Annotated in this window: 22 protein-coding genes; 11 read left to right on the forward strand and 11 right to left on the reverse strand. The window is 35.1% G+C overall.

What is annotated here, in order from left to right:
- Window positions 1-39 precede the first annotated feature (39 nt).
- From Q0L65_RS08900 to tgt, 4 genes are all read right to left on the reverse strand, one after another.
- Entirely contained in the window at window positions 40-993 is a 954-nt protein-coding gene (locus tag Q0L65_RS08900) for an acetyl-CoA carboxylase carboxyltransferase subunit alpha (RefSeq protein WP_296685454.1), read from the reverse strand.
- Window positions 994-1,101: 108 nt separating this feature from the next.
- On the reverse strand, window positions 1,102-1,986 hold the full coding sequence (locus tag Q0L65_RS08905) for a DMT family transporter (protein ID WP_296685456.1): 885 nt from the start codon (window positions 1,984-1,986) through the stop codon (window positions 1,102-1,104).
- Window positions 1,973-3,067, reverse strand: coding sequence for an LptF/LptG family permease (locus Q0L65_RS08910; protein ID WP_296685458.1), 1,095 nt, complete (start codon window positions 3,065-3,067; stop codon window positions 1,973-1,975). Before Q0L65_RS08910 ends, Q0L65_RS08905 begins: the two co-directional genes overlap by 14 nt.
- A gap of 9 nt (window positions 3,068-3,076) precedes the next feature.
- Window positions 3,077-4,207, reverse strand: coding sequence for a tRNA guanosine(34) transglycosylase Tgt (gene tgt, locus Q0L65_RS08915; RefSeq protein WP_296685460.1), 1,131 nt, complete (start codon window positions 4,205-4,207; stop codon window positions 3,077-3,079).
- Between the two features lie 102 nt (window positions 4,208-4,309).
- Between tgt and rlmD the strand changes: the two genes are divergently transcribed.
- Genes rlmD through Q0L65_RS08930 form a run of 3 tightly spaced genes read left to right on the forward strand, consistent with a single transcriptional unit; the run spans window position 4,310 to window position 6,996 of the window.
- The gene (gene rlmD / locus Q0L65_RS08920) at window positions 4,310-5,722 is read left to right on the forward strand and encodes a 23S rRNA (uracil(1939)-C(5))-methyltransferase RlmD (protein ID WP_296685463.1); all 1,413 of its coding nucleotides are present in this window, start codon (window positions 4,310-4,312) and stop codon (window positions 5,720-5,722) included.
- A 4-nt stretch (window positions 5,723-5,726) separates the two neighbouring features.
- Window positions 5,727-6,269: a DUF6452 family protein gene (locus Q0L65_RS08925; protein ID WP_296685464.1), complete on the forward strand. Its 543-nt coding sequence runs from the start codon at window positions 5,727-5,729 to the stop codon at window positions 6,267-6,269.
- Complete coding sequence (locus Q0L65_RS08930; RefSeq protein ID WP_296685467.1) at window positions 6,241-6,996, forward strand: DUF6048 family protein; 756 nt, start codon at window positions 6,241-6,243, stop codon at window positions 6,994-6,996. Before Q0L65_RS08925 ends, Q0L65_RS08930 begins: the two co-directional genes overlap by 29 nt.
- Window positions 6,997-7,235: 239 nt before the next feature.
- Here the strand turns inward: Q0L65_RS08930 and Q0L65_RS08935 are convergent, their stop codons facing one another.
- Entirely contained in the window at window positions 7,236-7,469 is a 234-nt protein-coding gene (locus Q0L65_RS08935; RefSeq protein WP_296685469.1) for a hypothetical protein, read from the reverse strand.
- Window positions 7,470-7,473: 4 nt separating this feature from the next.
- Window positions 7,474-8,643: a THUMP domain-containing protein gene (locus tag Q0L65_RS08940; RefSeq protein ID WP_296685470.1), complete on the reverse strand. Its 1,170-nt coding sequence runs from the start codon at window positions 8,641-8,643 to the stop codon at window positions 7,474-7,476.
- Window positions 8,644-8,792: 149 nt separating this feature from the next.
- Between Q0L65_RS08940 and Q0L65_RS08945 the strand changes: the two genes are divergently transcribed.
- The 7 genes from Q0L65_RS08945 to Q0L65_RS08975 are packed head-to-tail and all read left to right on the forward strand — an operon-like array spanning window position 8,793 to window position 13,066.
- Window positions 8,793-9,557: a class I SAM-dependent methyltransferase gene (locus Q0L65_RS08945; RefSeq protein ID WP_296685472.1), complete on the forward strand. Its 765-nt coding sequence runs from the start codon at window positions 8,793-8,795 to the stop codon at window positions 9,555-9,557.
- Window positions 9,557-10,225, forward strand: a complete 669-nt coding sequence (locus tag Q0L65_RS08950; protein WP_296685473.1) for a ZIP family metal transporter — start codon at window positions 9,557-9,559, stop codon at window positions 10,223-10,225. Before Q0L65_RS08945 ends, Q0L65_RS08950 begins: the two co-directional genes overlap by 1 nt.
- 44 nt (window positions 10,226-10,269) lie before the next feature.
- Window positions 10,270-11,091: an N-acetylmuramic acid 6-phosphate etherase gene (gene murQ, locus Q0L65_RS08955; RefSeq protein WP_296685476.1), complete on the forward strand. Its 822-nt coding sequence runs from the start codon at window positions 10,270-10,272 to the stop codon at window positions 11,089-11,091.
- Between the two features lie 3 nt (window positions 11,092-11,094).
- On the forward strand, window positions 11,095-11,316 hold the full coding sequence (locus Q0L65_RS08960) for a DUF6095 family protein (protein ID WP_296685478.1): 222 nt from the start codon (window positions 11,095-11,097) through the stop codon (window positions 11,314-11,316).
- Entirely contained in the window at window positions 11,316-11,888 is a 573-nt protein-coding gene (locus tag Q0L65_RS08965) for a pentapeptide repeat-containing protein (RefSeq protein WP_296685479.1), read from the forward strand. Before Q0L65_RS08960 ends, Q0L65_RS08965 begins: the two co-directional genes overlap by 1 nt.
- Window positions 11,889-12,275, forward strand: a complete 387-nt coding sequence (locus Q0L65_RS08970; protein ID WP_296685480.1) for a DNA topoisomerase IV — start codon at window positions 11,889-11,891, stop codon at window positions 12,273-12,275.
- A gap of 23 nt (window positions 12,276-12,298) precedes the next feature.
- A complete protein-coding gene (locus Q0L65_RS08975; protein ID WP_296685482.1) occupies window positions 12,299-13,066 on the forward strand; it encodes a TerC family protein in 768 nt (255 codons plus the stop codon).
- 89 nt (window positions 13,067-13,155) lie between these two features.
- Here the strand turns inward: Q0L65_RS08975 and Q0L65_RS08980 are convergent, their stop codons facing one another.
- The 4 genes from Q0L65_RS08980 to Q0L65_RS08995 are packed head-to-tail and all read right to left on the reverse strand — an operon-like array spanning window position 13,156 to window position 18,451.
- Window positions 13,156-15,861, reverse strand: a complete 2,706-nt coding sequence (locus Q0L65_RS08980; RefSeq protein WP_296685484.1) for a DNA gyrase/topoisomerase IV subunit A — start codon at window positions 15,859-15,861, stop codon at window positions 13,156-13,158.
- A 10-nt stretch (window positions 15,862-15,871) separates the two neighbouring features.
- The gene (locus tag Q0L65_RS08985; protein WP_296685486.1) at window positions 15,872-16,177 is read right to left on the reverse strand and encodes a nucleotidyltransferase domain-containing protein; all 306 of its coding nucleotides are present in this window, start codon (window positions 16,175-16,177) and stop codon (window positions 15,872-15,874) included.
- The gene (locus Q0L65_RS08990) at window positions 16,177-16,587 is read right to left on the reverse strand and encodes an HI0074 family nucleotidyltransferase substrate-binding subunit (RefSeq protein WP_296685487.1); all 411 of its coding nucleotides are present in this window, start codon (window positions 16,585-16,587) and stop codon (window positions 16,177-16,179) included. The genes Q0L65_RS08985 and Q0L65_RS08990 overlap by 1 nt, the downstream gene beginning before the upstream one ends.
- A 10-nt stretch (window positions 16,588-16,597) precedes the next feature.
- Window positions 16,598-18,451: a DNA topoisomerase IV subunit B gene (locus Q0L65_RS08995; protein ID WP_296685488.1), complete on the reverse strand. Its 1,854-nt coding sequence runs from the start codon at window positions 18,449-18,451 to the stop codon at window positions 16,598-16,600.
- A gap of 324 nt (window positions 18,452-18,775) precedes the next feature.
- Between Q0L65_RS08995 and Q0L65_RS09000 the strand changes: the two genes are divergently transcribed.
- On the forward strand, window positions 18,776-19,435 hold the full coding sequence (locus Q0L65_RS09000; protein ID WP_296685491.1) for a hypothetical protein: 660 nt from the start codon (window positions 18,776-18,778) through the stop codon (window positions 19,433-19,435).
- Window positions 19,436-19,555: 120 nt separating this feature from the next.
- On the opposite strand, the gene ychF is transcribed toward Q0L65_RS09000, so the two are convergent.
- The gene (gene ychF / locus Q0L65_RS09005; RefSeq protein WP_296685492.1) at window positions 19,556-20,650 is read right to left on the reverse strand and encodes a redox-regulated ATPase YchF; all 1,095 of its coding nucleotides are present in this window, start codon (window positions 20,648-20,650) and stop codon (window positions 19,556-19,558) included.
- Between the last annotated feature and the right edge of the window lie 17 nt (window positions 20,651-20,667).

Below are 20,667 nucleotides of genomic sequence, written 5' to 3' on the forward strand. Positions count from 1 at the left end.
ACTACAAGGCTTCGGATTTAGTACTGATTTGTAAGATAATTAGTCTTTAAAATGCCCCATAGCAAGGTATTTCTCGTATCGTTGGGCTAACAATTCTTCTGTTGATAAGTCTTTCAACTCATTGTATCCTTTCATAATGTATTGTTCCACCGTTTTAAAAGTACTTTCGCGATCGAAATGCGCACCTCCTAATGGTTCAGGAATAATATCATCAATTAATTTTTGCTTTTTCATGTCAGAAGAAGTCAGTTTCAAAGCTTCAGCAGCTTGTTCTTTGTATTCCCAACTTTTCCAAAGGATAGACGAACATGACTCTGGTGAGATAACAGAATACCAAGTATTCTCTAACATATACACTCTGTCTCCAACACCAATTCCTAAAGCGCCACCTGAAGCTCCTTCTCCTACAATAATAGTAATTACAGGAACTTTCAAACGAACCATTTCGAAGATATTCCTAGCAATGGCTTCTCCTTGTCCGCGTTCTTCGGCTTCTAAACCTGGGTAAGCTCCAGGAGTATCCACTAAAGTTACCACAGGAATACCAAACTTCTCTGCCATTTTCATTAAGCGCAAAGCTTTTCTATACCCTTCTGGATTTGCCATACCGAAGTTTCGGTATTGACGGGTTTTAGTATTGTATCCTTTTTGTTGGCCAATAATCATAAACGATTGACCCGCAATTTTTCCTAAACCACCCACCATCGCTTTATCGTCTTTAAAACCACGATCTCCATGTAATTCTAAAAAAGTATCACCACAAAGTGCGTTGATATGGTCTAACGTATACGGTCTATTAGGATGTCTTGACAATTGAACACGTTGCCAAGCCGTTAGGTTTTTGTATATATTGCGTTTAGTTTCTTCTAACTTTTTATTGATTTGTTTGCACGTATTGGTTACATCAACATCTGATTCTTTACCAATAACAACACATTTTTCTAACTGATCTTCTAATTCTTTGATAGGAAGTTCAAAATCTAAATATTCCATAGGAGTTAGTGTTATTTATTTTTCTGAATAGAACTGCAAATATAAAATTTAAAATCGTTTGACAGTCTTTATTTTCTATTTAAGTGTAAAAAAACACCTTGTTTTTAGTTATTCTTTGCCTTTATAATAGTGTTTTATTACCCCATTCAAAATTACCGTAATTACAATAATTAAAGCACCTATATAAAATTCAGTACTCATTTTTTCTTTTCCACCAATGATAAAATAAGCCAAAATAATTCCATAAACAGGCTCTAAATTAGTCGTTAACATGACTGTATAAGGGGTTAATTTTCGCATTACTCGAACCGAAGACGTAAAGGCATAAGCCGTACAAATGGATGCCAAAATAAATAATAGAACCCAGTTATTAAGAGTAAGGACGAAAAAGTCTATGCTGAATTTACCTTGAAAGATAAAGTAAATAGAGATAAAGAAGAAACCCGAAAGGAATTCATAAAACGTAATTACAGACGGATCGTGTTTTGCTATTAATTTTCCGTTCAACAAGGTAAATATAACTCCCAAAATTATAGAAGCTAACGCAAAAAATACTCCGTTGATATACCCCCTTTCTACTTGTAGTATCAAAGACAAACCTGCAATAATAATCAACCCAAAAAACACTTCGTACCACAGTACTTTTCGTCCGTAAAAAATAGGTTCCAATAAAGAGGCAAAAAAAGCGCCTAATGAAAATACGGAAAGGGTAATGGAAACGTTGGAAATGTGAATGGCTTGAAAAAAGAAAATCCAGTGCAAGGCAATCAACAATCCAACAAATACCAATTGAAGCAATCCGCGCATTGGAATGTGGAATGATTTTTTCTTGGCCACTAAAAACAACCCTAAAAAACCACTTGCAAACAGCATTCGATACCAAACTAAATCATCCGCAGGTAATGTAATTAAAGCTCCTAAAATGGCTGTAAATCCCCAAATAAAAACAATTAAATGAAGATTAAGGTAGCTTTTTAAATTATCGTTTTGCATTTCGTAATAAGTAATAAGCTAAAATTCCGAAAAGTACGTTAGGTAACCAAACCGCAACTAAAGGAGACATACTTGATTTTTCGGCTAAGACACCAAAAATTTTATCAAAAAATACAAATGAAAACGCCACTGCAATTCCGATAGCTAAATTCATTCCCATTCCGCCTCTACGCTTCATTGCTGAGACAGAAACAGCTATAATGGTAAGAATAAAGGCCGAAATTGGAATACTAAACTTTTTATAGAAAACTACTAAATAGACATTGATATTGGAAGACCCCCTTTTCTTCTCTTTGTTTATAAAATCATTCAACTTACCTAAAGAAAGTGTTTCGGCAATATAAACCACAGGAGCCAAATCTTCCAAATCAAAAGCAAACTTCATTTTCTTCTCTGTTGCTTTTTCGATTTTATCACCTAAAGGTCCAACTGTTCTTTTAGTATAATCAAATAAAGTATAATTTTTCTCTTTTGGATTCCACTGAATTCTAGAAGCCGTAATTTTATAGTCTAACTTCTCATAGTTACATTTTTCCAGAGAAAAATTATAAGCCATTTTGGTTTCGGTATTGAAACTGTTAACATAGATGAATTCAGTATCACTAATTTGTCGATACACATCTGTATTATCCCCTTGCATGAGTTGTTGTCCTCCTGTTCTCAGATAGGTATATCTAAAATTATTAAATCCTTCACTAGCTACTGGAACCAAGTAAAATCCCATCAATAGTACTACCACCGAAATAATGGAAGCACCAATCAAATAAGGCCTCATGAATCTAGTAAATGAAATTCCCGAACTCAGGATAGCAATAATTTCTGTGTTGTTAGCCAACTTTGAGGTAAACCAAATCACCGATAAAAACAAAAATATCGGAAACAGCATATTGGCAAAATAGATCGTAAAATGAAAATAATACAATAAGATCTTATCTAATGGAACCTGATTTTTAATCATCATATTCACTTTCTCCGATACGTCAACAATAATTCCAATAGGAACAAACAACAATAGCATCACCGAAAAAGTGGCTAAATATCGCTTTAAGATGTATTTATCTATTATTGTTAATTTGTTCATGACAAAAGATTATAATCGTTGGCTCATGTTTTTGACCATCATTTCTTTCCAAGGTCTGAAATCTCCTGCTAAGATATGTTTTCTGGCTTCACGAACCAACCACATATAAAAACCAAGATTATGAATGGTGGCAATTTGTTTTCCAAGGTATTCATTGGCAGCAAAAAGGTGACGTAAATACGATTTCGAATATTCAGTATCTACAAACGTAATTCCCATTTCGTCTATTGGAGAAAAGTCAGCTTCCCATTTTTTATTTTTGATATTGATGGTTCCATTGGCTGTAAACAACATTCCGTTTCTTGCGTTACGGGTTGGCATTACACAATCAAACATATCAATTCCCAAAGCAATATTTTCTAAAATATTAATAGGCGTTCCCACTCCCATCAAATAACGCGGTTTGTCTTCGGGCAAAATTTCGCAAACTACATCGGTCATTGCATACATTTCTTCGGCTGGTTCTCCAACAGAAAGTCCGCCAATGGCATTTCCTTGCTGACCCGAATTAGCAATATATTCGGCTGATTGTCTTCTTAAATCTTTATACGTACTTCCTTGAACTATTGGGAAAAAAGTTTGTTCATAGCCGTATTTGAAAGGCAATTTATCCAAATGATTGATACAACGATCTAACCAACGGTGCGTCATGTGCATCGAACGTTTAGCATAGTTATAATCACAAGGATAAGGCGTACATTCGTCAAAAGCCATAATAATATCGGCACCAATGGTACGCTGAATCTCCATTACATTTTCAGGTGTAAAAAAGTGGTACGAACCGTCAATATGCGATTTGAACTTTACTCCTTCTTCTTTAATTTTCCGGTTAGAAGAAAGAGAATACACCTGATAACCTCCAGAATCAGTTAAAATATTACGATCCCAATTCATGAATTGGTGCAATCCTCCCGCTTTTTCTAAAATTTCGGTCTGCGGACGCAAATACAAATGATAGGTATTCCCCAAAATAATATCCGGATTGATATCATCTTTCAATTCTCTTTGGTGTACTCCTTTTACAGAAGCCACTGTCCCAACAGGCATAAAAATAGGGGTTTCAATCACACCGTGATCAGTAGTAATACTTCCAGCTCTCGCTTTCGATTGTGGATCTTTTTGTAATAAATCAAACTTCATATAGGCATTTTTCAGTCGGCAAAGATAGGCTAATTTGAATCCTTTTTAAAAAATTTTCCCAAATTGAATTTATAAAACCATTCAAACACTTATTTTTGCGCTATGGCAAGAAAAAATACAGACAAAGTTGTCTTTCATCAAATAAAAGTCCTTGATGCTGGTGCAAAAGGCGTATCGGTAGCAAAAGCGCCCGACGGAAAAGTAATTTTTATCCCTAATGTAGTTCCTGGAGACGTCGTGGATGTGCAAACATTCAAGAAACGCAAGGCGTTTTATGAAGGAAAAGCAGTCAAGTTTCACGAACTTTCGGAACATCGAATTGAACCTATTTGCGAACATTTTGGTGTTTGTGGCGGTTGTAAATGGCAAAATATGAAATACAGCCAACAATTGTTTTACAAACAAAATGAGGTAAAAAACCATTTGCAACGCATTGGAAAAATTGAACTTCCTGAATTTGAACCGATTTTAGGTTCAGAAAAACAATTCTTTTACAGAAACAAAATGGAATTTTCGTTCTCCAATAGCCGTTGGTTAACCGAAAAAGAAATCGAAAGTACTGAAGATTTAGGCAATAGAAATGCATTAGGATTTCATATCCCGAAAATGTGGGACAAAATCTTGGACATTAATAAATGTCATTTGCAAGAAGATCCATCTAATGCTATTCGTAATGAAATTAGGGCTTTCGCCAATGAAAATGGATTGACTTTTTTCAATCCGAGAGCGCACGAAGGCTTGCTACGTACGTTAATGTTGCGAACTGCTTCGACTGGAGAAATTATGGTATTGATTCAGTTTTTTGAAGATGACAAAGCCAATAGAGAATTGATTTTAGATCACATCTACGAAAAATTCCCTCAAATTACTTCACTTCAATTTGTCGTAAATAACAAGGCAAACGATACTTTATACGATACCAACATTCAACTATACAAAGGCCGAGATTACATTTTAGAAGAAATGGAAGGTTTGAAATTTAGCATTAATGCCAAATCTTTTTATCAAACTAATTCCGATCAAGCCTACGAATTATACAAAATAACCCGAGATTTTGCAGGACTTACAGGAAATGAAACGGTATATGATTTATATACTGGAACAGGAACTATAGCGCAATTTGTGTCTAAAAGAGCTAAAAAAGTAATTGGTGTAGAAAGCGTTCCTGAAGCGATTAGCGATGCTAAAGCCAATGCCAAACGCAATGAAATTACCAATTGTGAATTCTTTGTGGGAGACATGAAAGTAGTCTTCAACGAAAGTTTTATCGCGCAACACGGTAAACCAGATGTAATTATCACTGACCCTCCAAGAGACGGAATGCACAAAGATGTAATTGAACAAATTCTGAAAATTGAGCCTCAAAAAGTGGTGTATGTAAGTTGTAACTCGGCTACACAAGCACGTGACTTGGCGCTAATGGATGAAAAATACAAAGTAACTCGTGTGCGACCTGTAGATATGTTTCCGCAAACGCATCATGTTGAAAATGTTGTACTTTTGGAGAAACGATAATCAAATGAAAAAAGGAATCCTTCTATTAGTTGTCTTCGTATCTGTCTTTTTCTCTAGTTGTGAAAAAGACGATATTTGCGATGCGAATACTGCCACTACTCCGCGACTAGTACTTACCTTTTATGACATCAATAACCCTAGTGTTGTAAAGACGGTAACCAAGTTAAAAGTTATAGGAGAAGGAATGACAGAAGGAATTGTTTTTAGTCCTACAGCAACAGGCGATTTAAAATATGTAACTAGTGGAAGTACCATTTCTATCCCTTTAAAAGTGGATCAAGATGTAACTACTTACAATCTAGTTTTCAATTCGGGCAATACTAATCCTGCTTTGGTTTTTACCGATAAAATCCAAATTAATTATACTCGAACCAATGTGTTTGTTTCAAGAGCCTGCGGTTATAAAACTATTTTTAAATTACAAGCTACAAATCCGATTGTGCACTCGGCAGTTCCAGCAACCACTGACAAATGGATGCAATACATTTCAGTAGAAAAATCAAACATAGAAAATGAAAATGAAACACATCTTAAAATATTTTTCTAGTCTTTGTTTTTTGCTGATGCTAAGCTTGACACAAGCACAGGAAAAAGCCACTGTAAAATCAAATCTGGAGACAGTAGCTCAAGAACAAGCTGAAGATAGTATTCCGGTAAAAAAAGACCGTTACGGACTTCGCGTAGGCGTAGATTTGTTCAAATTAACTCGTGGTTTTTATGATAAAAATTACCAAGGAATTGAACTTACGGGTGATTTTAGATGGAATAAAAAATACTTTTTAGCCGCCGAACTCGGAAACGAAAACAAAACCACCGAAGACGACCGATTAACCACAAATAGTAAAGGTTCGTACTTGAAAGCTGGATTTGACTACAATATGTATGAAAATTGGCTGGACATGGAAAATATTATATCGGTAGGTTTGCGCTATGGTTTCAGCACCTTCAGTGAAGAATTGAATAGCTACAAAATCTACAATGCCCATCCGTATTGGGGAGAACTACCCGCCATTCCTGCTAGTGAAAAATTCAACGGACTAAGCGCAAGTTGGCTAGAAGTTGTCACTGGAATGAAAGCCAAAATGTTCAACAATGTTTTTGTTGGATTTAGCGTGCAATTAAAAACTTTGATTACCAACAAGAAACCTGACGGGTTTGATAATCTTTATATTCCTGGATTCAACAGAACGTACAATGGTAGTTTTGGAATTGGGTTTAACTACAGCGTTACTTATTTTATTCCGTTGTATAAAAAGAAAGTGATTGTCAAATAAACTAAATTATACTCCGTTAGGAGTTAAATCGCGGTAGTTCAAATACGAGATCAAAAAAAGTCCCGTAGGGACGAAATCAGTTTTTGATTTGATTTAATATAAATAACATCCCTAAAGGGATTTTTTTCATTTTGCTTTTAATTTTACCTAAATTAAATCCCTAACGGACAAATAAAAAACACAAAACACGGAGGAAATCCAAAAACAATCTGTAATAAACCTTTGGTGGAAACCAAAGATTACAATTCTTTAATCCCTTTAATAAAAAGCCAAGACATGAATAATTTTTCACCTTCTCTGGTTTTCACTGCTTGGAATTTTGGCGAAAGAATGGTGCCTACTACAAAAGCTGTAAACGGAATAAACAAACCTGTCAAGTTTGTGTAAGTAAAAATCAAATAGCGAAAAGAAATAAACAAGATAGCAAAACTACCCAACTGATATAAAAAGGCTCTTAATTGTAATTTAGTCATCGTTTTAATTTTTATCTGTTACTTGAAATTTAGTTCGTTTGCTTCCTTCGTACATTTCGTATTTTACTATTCGGGCTTCCAAACTCGCATTAAACAATTTAATTTTGCGAGAGGGTTTCAATCCTACAAACTTCAAGGCTTCTAAATTGGCAGTAATAAACCAAGCGTTGGTTCCAGGATAGCTCTTTTTCAACGTATCTCCAATATTTTTATAAAACTCTTCCATATGAATGTCCAATCGTTCATCATACGGCGGATTGAAAACTAGATGTAATTTTCCTTGCGAGTTCTTTTCAGTATCAAAAAAGTTCTCTTCGGCGATACTCACATAATCTTCCAAGTTGGCATTTCGAATATTGTCTTTGGCTTTACTCACCGCACTTGGCGCCTTATCGTATCCTTTTATGGTGTAATGAAATTCTTTTACTTTTTTCATTAAACTGTTCACAATTTGGTCAAACAAATCATTGTCCCAGTCGTTCCATTTTTCGAATGCAAATTCTTTACGGTTGATATTGGCTGGAATATTACACGCAATCATAGCGGCTTCTGCCAAAAAAGTTCCGGATCCACACATGGGGTCTAAGAAATCGCTTTGTCCTTCCCAACCCGAAAGCAATAAAATTCCTGCTGCCAAAACCTCGTTAATAGGTGCAATATTCGTTGCCGTTCTATAACCACGTTGGTGCAATGAATTCCCAGAAGTATCTAAAGCTACTGACACTTGGTCTTTGCCAATGTGAATGTTGATTCGCAAATCAGGGAAAACTTTATCGATACTTGGACGTTGTCCCGTTCTTTCTCTGAATTGATCTACAATCGCATCCTTACATTTTTGAGAAACAAATTCAGAATGGTTAAAATGATCTGAATGTACCGTAGCATCAATCACAAAAGTCTGATTGGCATTCAAATACTTCGACCAATTAATTCCCGAAATTCCTTTGTACAGGGCATTTTCATTATTGGCTCTAAAAGTATAAATCGGTTTTAAAATTTTCAAAGCCGTTCGTAATGATAAATTGGCTTTGTACATAAACCCTTTATCGCCTTTAAAACTGACCATTCGAACTCCTTGCTCTACATTTTGTGCTCCTAAAGCTTGTAATTCTTTGGCTAATATCTCTTCAAAACCAAAAAAGGTTTTGGCAATCATTTTAAAATTTTCTTCCATTTTTTCTATTCTATTCCACTGCTTTCGTTTTGTTTTTGTTGCAGCAGTACGTAAAAACACCATTTATTGAATTTTGAATCCAAATAATAGGGTTATTTTGTGCAAAAATACACTAAATTTGTGGACTTGAATTAATTGAAAAAGAATAAATGTCTGAAGATGCTAAACCAGCTGTAATAGCTACTCAAAAGCCCACTAAAAACTGGTTTGCTTCCTGGTTTGATACGCCGTATTACCATATTTTATACAAGGAACGCAATTACCGTGAAGCACAAATTTTCATGGACAATTTGACCCATTATCTTAATCTTCCCGAAAAAGCCAAAGTATTGGACTTAGCCTGTGGAAAAGGGCGTCATGCTATTTATTTAAACCAATTGGGTTTTGACGTTATTGGTGCTGATTTGTCAGAAAACAGTATTGCCGAAGCCAGTAAAAACAGTAATAGCAGTTTGCACTTTCAAGTGCATGATATGCGTGAAAAAATGGAAGATCAATTTGATGCCATTTTTAATTTATTCACCAGTTTTGGCTACTTTGAAAATGATGCCGACAACTTGAAAACGCTTATTGCAATCAAAGAAAGCTTGACCGAACATGGTTTTGCTGTTATTGATTTCATGAACGTGAATCAAGTAATCGCTAATTTAGTTCCAGAAGAAACCAAAACTGTAGAAGGTATTGATTTCCATATCCAACGCTATGTGAAAGACGGTCATATTTACAAAGAAATTGACTTTGAAGATCAAGGTGAATCTTTTCACTTTACCGAAAAAGTACAAGCGTTGACTTTGCAAGATTTTCAAGCTATGATGGAAGAAGCAGGTATCTATTTATTGGATATCTTTGGGGATTATAAATTGAAGAAATTCCATAAAACCGAAAGCGAACGATTAATCATGATTTTTAAATAATGAATTATCTTTTACCCTTACTTTCTGTATTGATAGGTTACATTTTTGCTTTGGTTTTCCAACCAAAAGACAAAGCGAAACTCAAATTGCTTTTGGCATTCAGCGGTTCTTTTTTGTTATCGTTGACCGTGATTCATTTATTGCCAGAAATTTACGAAAGTAAGAACGGCCGTATCGGATTATTCATTATGGTGGGGATTTTGTTCCAAATTATCTTAGAATATTTTTCGCAAGGCGCCGAACACGGTCACGTACACGGTCATTCAAAAATGAATCATATTCCATGGTTATTGTTTATCAGTCTTTGTATTCACGCCCTAGCCGAAGGATTTCCTGTGGGACATCATCACGATTTGGCTTTGGGAATTGCCATTCACCACTTACCTATTGCGATCATTTTAACGACTTTCTTTATCAATGCTAATTTGGATAAAAAAGCCATTTTTCTATTCATGATTACCTTTGCAATCATGACGCCATTAGGAACTATTCTTTCCGATTATTTGCCATTATTGAATGCCTACTATACCGAAATCACCGCCATCGTTATTGGGATTTTATTTCATATTTCATCCACGATCATTTTTGAAAGTAGCGAAGGCCACAAGTTCAATATCGCCAAAATATCGATGATTGTATTGGGATTTGCATTAGCCTATTTTATCTAATTTTTATATTTTAAAGTAAATAGCCCCACATAAAAACAAAAGAAATGACTTTTACTAAAACTACAGAACAATCTTCAAAATACGAACATTTAGAAAAAATGTCGGTACAAGAATTATTGTTCAACATCAATCAAGAAGACCAAACGGTACCATTGGCTGTAGCCAAAGCATTGCCTTCTATTGAAGCATTAGTAGCTCAAATTGTGGCTAAAATGAAATTAGGAGGCCGATTGTTTTATATTGGTGCCGGTACTTCGGGACGTTTGGGAATTGTAGATGCCTCTGAATGTCCGCCTACGTTTGGCGTTCCTTTTGATTTAGTTAACGGAATCATAGCCGGTGGCGATAAAGCCATTCGTCGTGCAGTTGAAAATGCCGAAGACAATGCCACACAAGCTTGGATTGATTTACAAGAATTCGACATCAACTCGAATGATGTAGTAGTCGGAATTGCAGCTTCGGGAACAACTCCTTATGTTATTGGCGGTTTACAAGCCTGCAACGAAAACAACATCATCACAGGAAGTATTTCTTGCAATGCTGGAAGTCCGCTGTCGCAAACGGCTCAATATCCAATTGAAGTAATTGTTGGGCCAGAATTTGTTACTGGAAGTTCCCGTATGAAAGCAGGAACAGCACAAAAATTAGTATTGAATATGATTTCTACAGCTACTATGATTCAGCTAGGGAAAGTCAAAGGAAATAAAATGGTCGACATGCAATTGAGCAATGCTAAATTAGTGGATCGTGGTGTGAAGATGATTATGAGCGAAATTCCTGTTTCGTATGAAGAAGGAAGTCAACTATTGAATCAACTAGGTAGCGTGCGAAAAGCGGTTGATTTTTATAATTCGCAAAAACACTAAATCATGGCCACCAACAAAGACCTTTTGGCGAAAGCCCTTAAATATGTATCAGGTGCTTTGCCTTTGCTTTTTATAGGTCCTGCTGTCATTCATAATGCGTTTATGAATCAAAAAAATAATTGGCATTATTTGGTTTTAGCCATTGGAATTGGCTTATGTATTTTTGGGGTATATTGTCTATATGTCGGATTAAAAACGATTATGAAAAGTTTATTCAACGACTAATGGAAAACCTCATCAACATCCAAAAAACCTTTGAAAAAGTAGTTGTTCTCAACGGCCGAATCAATCATCGAGAATTTGAAGATTGTATTTTCAAAAACTGTGATTTTTCCAATTCCGATTTAAGTAACAATACCTTTATGGATTGCGAATTCATTGACTGTAATCTATCAATGGTTCATTTTACAGGAACTAGTTTAAAAACGGTTCACTTCAAAAATTGCAAATTATTAGGCATCCATTTTAATACCTGTACTGATTTTTTATTTCAAGTGAGTTTTCAAGATTGTGTTTTGGATTATGCTTCGTTTGCCAATAAAAAAATGCCTAAAACGAATTTCTCGACTTGTTCTATGAAAGAAACGACCTTTATAGGTACTCAGTTAAACAATGCCATTTTTGACAATTGTAATCTAGACAATGCTATTTTTAATGATAGTCAGTTAGCGGGTGCTGATTTCAGAACTGCTTATAATTACAAAATTGATCCCGAATTCAACCCGATGAAAAAAGCTAAATTTTCAGCTCAAGGCATTGTAGGACTTTTGGATAAATACGATATAAAAATAGATTAAATGAAAAACACAATTGCTTTACTTTGTTTGCTATCTCTAGCCTCTTGCTACAATACCGAACACAATTGCAAAGATTTTAAAACGGGAAAATTCAAATTTGAACACGAAATAGAGGGTGTCAAAAAAACTACTTTTTTTGAACGCAATGATAGTATTGAAGTTGAAACTTTTGAAGGTAAAACAGATACTGCAACCGTGCGTTGGATTAGCGACTGCGAATATGTATTGCGCAAAAAACATCCCAAAAACAATCAAGAAAAAAATGCTATTAGCATGAAGATTTTGACCACCTCAAAAAATTCCTATACCTTTGAATTCGGAATGGTTGGAATTGAAACCAAACAACGTGGTACCGTTACTAAAATTGGAGAAATCAACACTAAATAAATATCAACACTTAACTCAATAAAATGGAAGTATTTTTAAATCCAGACGCTTGGATTGCGCTTTTAACCTTAACGTTTTTAGAAATTGTATTAGGAATCGACAACATCATTTTTATTTCTATTGCAACAGGTAAATTACCTGCCGAAAAACGCAAAAGAGCTACTAAAATAGGAATGTTTTTAGCCATGTTCATGCGTATTGCCCTTTTGTTTGGAATCAATTTATTAATCCAAATGAAAGAACCATGGTTCCATATCGATTTCAGTTGGTTCTCTGCAGGAATAACGGGTCAAAGTGTTATTTTACTATTGGGTGGTTTATTTTTAATTTACAAAAGCACCAATGAAATCCGTGAAAAAGTAGATGAAAGAGGCGAAGAAGAAAAAGAAATTAAAGAGGCAGCTACTAAATCCTTTCAAAATGTGATTCTACAAATTATTATGATTGATTTGGTGTTCTCATTTGATAGTATATTAACTGCAGTGGGTATGACCAATGGTGTCGAAGGTGCTTTGTATATAATGATTACTGCCGTAGTCATATCTGTATTCATTATGATGCAATTTGCAGTACCTGTAGGGACTTTTGTAAACAAACATCCTTCTATTCAAATTTTAGGTTTAGCGTTCTTAATCCTAATTGGAATGATGCTTCTTACAGAAAGTGCGCACTTATCTGACGCTTTAATCTTCGGGAATCATGTAACACCACTTCCTAAAGGCTATTTGTATTTCGCCATTACTTTTTCTTTGGTAGTAGAGATGATCAATATGAAAATCAAGAAAAAATAATTTTCCCATTAGCTGTCAAACTGAACTTGTTTCAGTTTCTCTTACGCAAGTAAGATTTTGAAACAAGTTCAAAATGACAAGTTAGAAGTTTATTCTAAACTTAAAGTAATTTGTCCGTCATCATCGGTATCAGTCGGAATGTCCTCCAACTCCCCTTCTTCAGTAGCGGTTTCTTCAATTTCTTCTTCTGGTTCTTCGTAAGGCAATGACTCTAATAGATTCACTTGTTTCAGTTTATCAGTAGTCAATTGATTTCCAATTGCCTTAATTCCTTTTACCGCTATGAATTGTTCCAAATCAATCGTCTGATTCTCCTTTTGGACACCTTTCACTTTGGTAAAAACAATTTCTGCCATTGGACGCCAATCGGTTGAAACAATTTCTAATTGTGATTTCTCATGTTCTGTAATAAAAAGTTCTTCTTTATTCTCATTTTCCACCAAGAAACGTTTTACAAAATAGCGTTCTTTTTCTCCGTCATAATAAATGGTAGAAATAGGTTTCTTCGGATTCCATTTTTCTAATACAATCATGTCTTCGTCAAAATGGGTCGTCAATTCTGGAATTATCGTTTTCAGCTTACCAGTTTGATTGATAATCAACAAACGATCATTTGGTTTGAATTCGCCTAACAATTCGCCACGACCATCTACATTCAATCGTTGCACCGTATCGTCAAACCACACTTTTCTTGGACGCAAAGTGGAAATTCCTTTTTCTTTCAACTCAATTTTCTTGATTGGGTATTTAGAAACGGTATTTCCTCTCGAGGCTCTTCCTTTGATGGCAATATCAGAAAAATCGACATCCCATTTCAACTTTTTAACACTACCTACTTGGCGTAATAAAATGGTCACTACTTCTGCTTCCCCATTTGGATTAGCTGAAAAATACAAGACCATGGAACCTGGTTTTTCTTGTGTTAAATCATAAAATTTATCACGAGTAACTCCCGAAACATTAAAACGCTTGATAAAAGTAGAGCCGTTTTTCCCATCTCGATACATCATATTGTAAATGGTACGTTTGTCGTTTTTGTCAAACACCGCAATATGAATAATATCTTTGCCAATGAATTTCTTTTCGTCGACTTTAGTAATCATCATTTTTCCATCTCGAAGGAAAACAATTACATCATCAATATCCGAGCAATCGGCAACATATTCGTCTTTCTTAAGTCCAGTTCCTAAGAACCCTTCTTCTCTATTGACATATAATTTTGTGTTACGTAAAACCACTTTAGTCGCTTCAATCGTATCAAAACTACGCAACTCGGTTTGACGTTCACGTCCTTTACCGTATTTGTCTTTTAATTTTTGGAAAAAGTCAATCGTAAAATCGATAATGTTATCCAGATGGTGTTTTACTTCTTCCATTTCGGCTTCCAACTTCGCAATAGCATCATCGGCTTTATCCGAGTCAAAACGCGTAATACGAATCATTGGAATTTGCGTTAATTTTTGCAAATCATCATCATTAATTTCGCGAACCAATGATTTGGTAAACGGTTTGAATCTGTCGTACATATAAGTATACAATGATTCTTTATCCGAATACAACTTGAAATCAATGTACATTTCTTCTCGAATGAAGATTTTTTCCAAAGTAGAAAAATGCCATTTGTTTTCCAATTCGTCCAATTGGATTTCCAATTCACGTTTCAACAAATCCACCGTGCGATGGGTGGAAATTTTCAACATTTCGGAAACACCAATGAATAATGGTTTATTGTCTTCGATAACACAACCTAAAGGCGCTACCGAAGTTTCACAAGCAGTAAATGCGTATAATGCATCTATCATTTTATCTGGCGAAACTCCTGGCGGTAGATGAATCAAAATTTCTACCTCAGCAGCTGTGTTGTCTTCAATTTTCTTGATTTTGATTTTCCCTTTTTCATTAGCTTTCAAAATACTATCAATCAAAGTTGATGTATTGGTTGAAAACGGAATTTGAGTAATCACTAACGTTTGTTTGTCCAATTGAGCAATTTTGGCACGAACACGAACACGTCCGCCGCGTAAACCATCATTGTAATTAGAAACATCGGCAATTCCCGCCGTTGGAAAATCAGGATATAAGGTAAATGATTTGCCCTTCAATACTTTGATAGAGCAATCGATTAATTCATTGAAATTATGAGGTAAAATTTTGGTCGAAAGACCCACCGCAATTCCCTCAGCACCTTGTGCTAACAATAAAGGAAACTTAACCGGAAGATTGATAGGCTCGGCTCTACGACCATCATACGACATTCCCCATTGCGTAATTTTAGGCGAATATAAAATATCGTGTCCTAACTTACTGATTCGGGCTTCGATATAACGAGAAGCTGCGGCACTATCTCCCGTGAGAATGTTACCCCAGTTTCCTTGCATATCGATAATCAAATCTTTTTGACCAATTTGCACCATGGCATCTCCGATACTCGCATCTCCGTGTGGGTGATACTGCATCGTGTGTCCTACGATATTCGCTACTTTATTGTAACGACCATCATCCAACTCTTTCATAGAGTGCATGATACGACGTTGCACGGGCTTAAAACCATCTTCAATAGCCGGTACAGCTCGCTCCAAAATTACATACGAAGCATAGTCCAAAAACCAATCTTTGTACATTCCGGTTACTTTCGTAATCGTGTCTTCGGGGTTTTCATTATTTTCATAAAAATGATTCCCACCAAAAGCAACGATGTCGTCAAAGCCTTCTTCGTTTTCGTTTGCCGTTACATCCAAAGAATCGTTATTCTCGTCTTCGTTTGGAATGATGTTATCTTCTTCTTCGTCTTTCATTTATGCTGAATTATTTTTCAGTTTTCTCGTAAAATAGTTTTCCTACTCGATTAATATGCTCTTTTAAACTTTCAGATTGCAAGTCATTATATATGGATATATCAAACAAATAAGGAATATAACTTTCTTCAAATTCGTTTTTTAATTGAATCAATTCATCGTATTGAATAGTTCCTAAAAGAGTAAAATCAATATCCGAACCTTCCCGATAATTCCCTTTGGCTCTTGAACCATAGATAATTACCTTTTCAATACTTTCATGTTTTTGAAGTATTGAAATAATTTCTTTATATGAATTGGGATACAATCCGAACATTATAAAAAGGTTTTCATTTTAGTTTCAAATTCTACAAAAATGGGTAAATATTGATTAAAAACGATTTCAAGTATTAGTAAAATTTCTTTTTCATCATATATGTGAGAAGTTTTATTTCTGCTTTCAATAGTTCTTAACCATTCTTCGCCATTTAAAATTAAACCCACATTAAGAGCTTCCCGCACAACCGTTTTACTTCCAAAAAGGTCTGTTTTTCCTTGAGACTCTAAAAAATCTTTCATTACTTTCCACGACAATTCTTGAGTAACCTCAAAAGCCTGAACAGCACCTTGAAGTTCTAGTTCAGTAAAACTTCTTTCTTTTCGTAACTCATTAGCATTTTTCAATTGCCTCAAAGCTCCTATAAAATGTTCAAACCGTTGCTTCCAGCGAATATCTTGATCTTCCATATATCTGATTTTATTTCTCCACCACGTCTAATTCCACCTTCAAATTATTGATGATGAACGTTTGACGGTCGGGTGTGTTTTTACCCATATAAAACTCCAATAATGTTTCTATTGAGGTGGCTTTATCCAACATTACAGGATCCAAACGAATATCGGCACCAATAAAATGCTTGAACTCGTCTGGCGAAATCTCCCCTAATCCTTTGAATCGGGTAATTTCTGGTTTTGGTTTTAATTTTTCAATAGCGTTTACACGCTCTTCTTCGCTGTAACAATAAATGGTTTCTTTCTTGTTTCGCACACGGAATAAAGGCGTTTGCAAAATATACAAATGACCGTCTTTGATTAACTCTGGGAAAAATTGCAAGAAAAACGTAATCAACAACAAGCGAATGTGCATTCCATCGACATCGGCATCAGTAGCGATTACAATGTTGTTGTAACGCAGGTCTTCCATGGATTCTTCAATATCCAAAGCCGCTTGAAGCAAATTAAATTCTTCGTTTTCGTACACGATTTTCTTGGTCATTCCGTACGAATTCAAAGGCTTACCACGCAAACTAAAAACTGCTTGCGTATTCACATCACGCGATTTGGTAATGGAACCCGAAGCCGAATCCCCCTCCGTAATAAACAAGGTACTTTCTAAATAACGTGGGTTTTTAATGTCGGGCAAATGCACACGACAATCACGTAGTTTTTTATTGTGTAAACTCGATTTTTTAGCACGGTCTTTGGCTAATTTTCGAATACCAGATAGCTCTTTACGCTCTCTTTCGGCTTGTAGAATCTTACGCAACAACAAATCGGCAACTTCTGGATTTTTGTGTAAGAAGTTGTCTAATTTGGTCGTAATAAAATCGTGGACAAAAGTTCGCACGGTTGGCCCATTCGGACCAATATCTGTAGACCCTAATTTAGTTTTCGTTTGACTTTCAAAAACAGGCTCTTCCACTTTGATGGACACTGCCGAAACAATAGATTTTCGGATATCAGAAGCCTCAAAACCTTTGTTGTAATATTCACGAATGGTTTTTACGACTGCTTCTCTAAAGGCATTCAAATGCGTACCTCCTTGAGTGGTATTTTGTCCGTTGACAAACGAGTGGTACTCTTCTGAATACTGCGATTTACTGTGCGTTAACGCAATGTCAATATCTTCTCCAATCAAATGAATAATAGGATATACTGAATCTTCTTCGGTAATGGTTTCTTCTAACAAATCTTTCAATCCGTTATCCGAATAGTATTTTTCGCCGTTATAGTAAATGGTCAATCCGGTGTTGAGGTAACAATAGTTCTTCAACATTTTTACCACATACTCGTTACGGTATTTGTAATTTTTAAAAATCTGCTCGTCGGCAATGAAGGCCACTTTCGTTCCTTTACGTTTGGTAGATTCTTGTACTTCTTCTTCCAAAACCAAATTACCTGCCGAGAATTCAGCCGCTTTTTGTTGGTTATCACGAACGGATTCGACACGGAAATAATTCGACAAGGCATTCACCGCTTTGGTACCTACCCCGTTCAAACCTACTGATTTCTTAAAGGCTTTGGAATCGTACTTTCCTCCTGTGTTCATTTTGGAAACTACATCTACCACTTTACCCAACGGGATTCCACGACCGTAATCGCGTACGGTTACCATTTTGTCTTTGATAGTTACCTCAATAGTTTTTCCAGCACCCATAACAAACTCATCGATGCAGTTGTCAAGTACTTCCTTGAGTAAGATGTAAATACCATCGTCTGGCGAAGAACCGTCACCCAGTTTTCCAATGTACATACCAGGACGCATACGAATGTGTTCCTTCCAGTCGAGCGAACGAATATTGTCTTCGTTGTATTGATTTTGTTCGGACATTTTAAAAAGTATCGATTTGGTGCTAATGTAAGCTAATTTGGCACAATTTAAAACAAGCCCAAGTCAAAGTTATTAAGAATGATATTGACAATAAAAGTACGATTGACGAGCTGCGATTTACGAAGTGGAGCAATGGAAAAATTAAAAGTAATTCTATATATTTGAATCTACCTATTTTTACTATTATTAAATTTTATAATTCCGAAATAGAATAGATAAATAAAACTATTATCTAAGTAATGAAAAAATTACAAATTACAATAGCCTTGATAAGCATTATCGGATTAATAAGTATTATTCCAATAACAATTACAATTTTTACTTATGGGTACTAATCTAGTTTACCTATGGTTATATCCGATTTTTTTACTATCTACGCTTTTAATTTTAGGAAAAGTAAAAGCGGGATATTTATTAACATTTATAACATCTTTAACTTATTCTACTTTATTAACCAATGAAGTAGGAAAATATTTGATATTTAATTTTCGTGAAAATATTTTATTTTGGATTTTACTTTTCCCATTCTTGACATTCTTGACCTTAACTCCTTTGACAATTATTTTTTTGACAATTAATTCAAAATACGGAAAGTTAATTAAACTTATCTCAATTTTATTAGCTATTAGTTTTTTTATATTCCCAATTGCTGAAAGGTTTAACAAAGACTATTCAGATGATATTTTCATCAATGCCAAAATTGATAAACTAGGAAAAATCATATTTTATTGTAATCCACATTTTGGAGATTCAAGAACATTTATTGTTACAACCCGTTCAAAAAAAATTGAAAAACAGATAAAGCAATATGGTGAATATTATCAAGGTAGTTACTTTTTACATAACACATCAATTATTAAAAACTTTCACTTTAGTGAATTGCAGAGCATTACATTAACAAAAATAGGCGTTCACGAAATTTCACCACAACTAACTTGGACAACTAAGGAAATAGAAGGCAATATTAAATTTTTACAACCATAAAAATGCTAAACTCAAATCAGATCTATTTCTAAACAATTAGTTATAAAAATAAAAAAAACCGCTAAATTACTTTAGCGGTTTTGATTGCTTCGTTCCTCGCAATAACTTTATTCGTAATAACTACACGTTAAATCTAAAGTGCATTACGTCTCCATCTTTGACTACGTATTCTTTTCCTTCCACCTTGAATTTACCTGCTTCCTTACATTTTGCTTCAGAACCATAGTGGATAAAATCTTCGTATGAAATTACTTCGGCGCGAATGAATCCTTTTTCAAAATCAGTATGGATAACTCCCGCTGCTTGTGGCGCAGTAGCTCCAATATTAATGGTCCAAGCACGAACTTCTTTCACACCTGCTGTAAAATACGTTTGTTGTTTTAATAATTTGTAAGCCGCACGAATCAAAACAGAAGCGCCTGGCTCAGTCAATCCCATATCTTCTAAGAATACTTGACGCTCTTCGTAACTTTCTAATTCATTAATATCAGCCTCGGCACCTACCGAAAGAATAATCACTTCGGCATCTTCGTCTTTTACCAATTCACGAACTTGATCTACATATTTATTTCCGTTTACCGCTGAATTTTCATCCACATTACAAACATACAATACGGGTTTATTGGTAATCAATTGGAAACTTTCCATCAATTCTTCCTCATCCTGATTGGCAGGCACGACAGTACGTGCTGATTTAGCTTGTAATAACGCTTCGCGAATTCTGTTTAACAACGACTGCTCTGCTTGTGCTTCTTTATTTCCTGTTTTAGCGGCACGATTTACTTTTTCCAAACGTTTTTCAACTGTTTCTAAATCTTTCAACTGCAACTCGATATCAATCGTTTCTTTGTCACGAATAGGATTTACATTCCCATCTACATGAACAATATTATCATTATCAAAACAACGCAACACGTGAATAATCGCATTACATTCTCTAATATTTCCTAAGAACTGATTTCCTAAACCTTCTCCTTTACTTGCTCCTTTTACCAATCCCGCAATATCTACGATATCAACCGTTGCCATTTGCACACGTTCTGGTTTCACTAGCTCTTCTAGCTTTGCCATTCTTGAATCGGGTACATTTACTACCCCAATATTAGGCTCAATAGTACAAAACGGAAAGTTAGCACTTTGCGCTTTGGCATTAGACAAACAATTAAACAACGTTGATTTCCCTACATTTGGTAATCCTACAATTCCTGCTTTCATGATAATTTTATTTTCGA

The organism is Flavobacterium sp., assembly GCF_024642105.1.
GTDB lineage: Bacteria > Bacteroidota > Bacteroidia > Flavobacteriales > Flavobacteriaceae > Flavobacterium.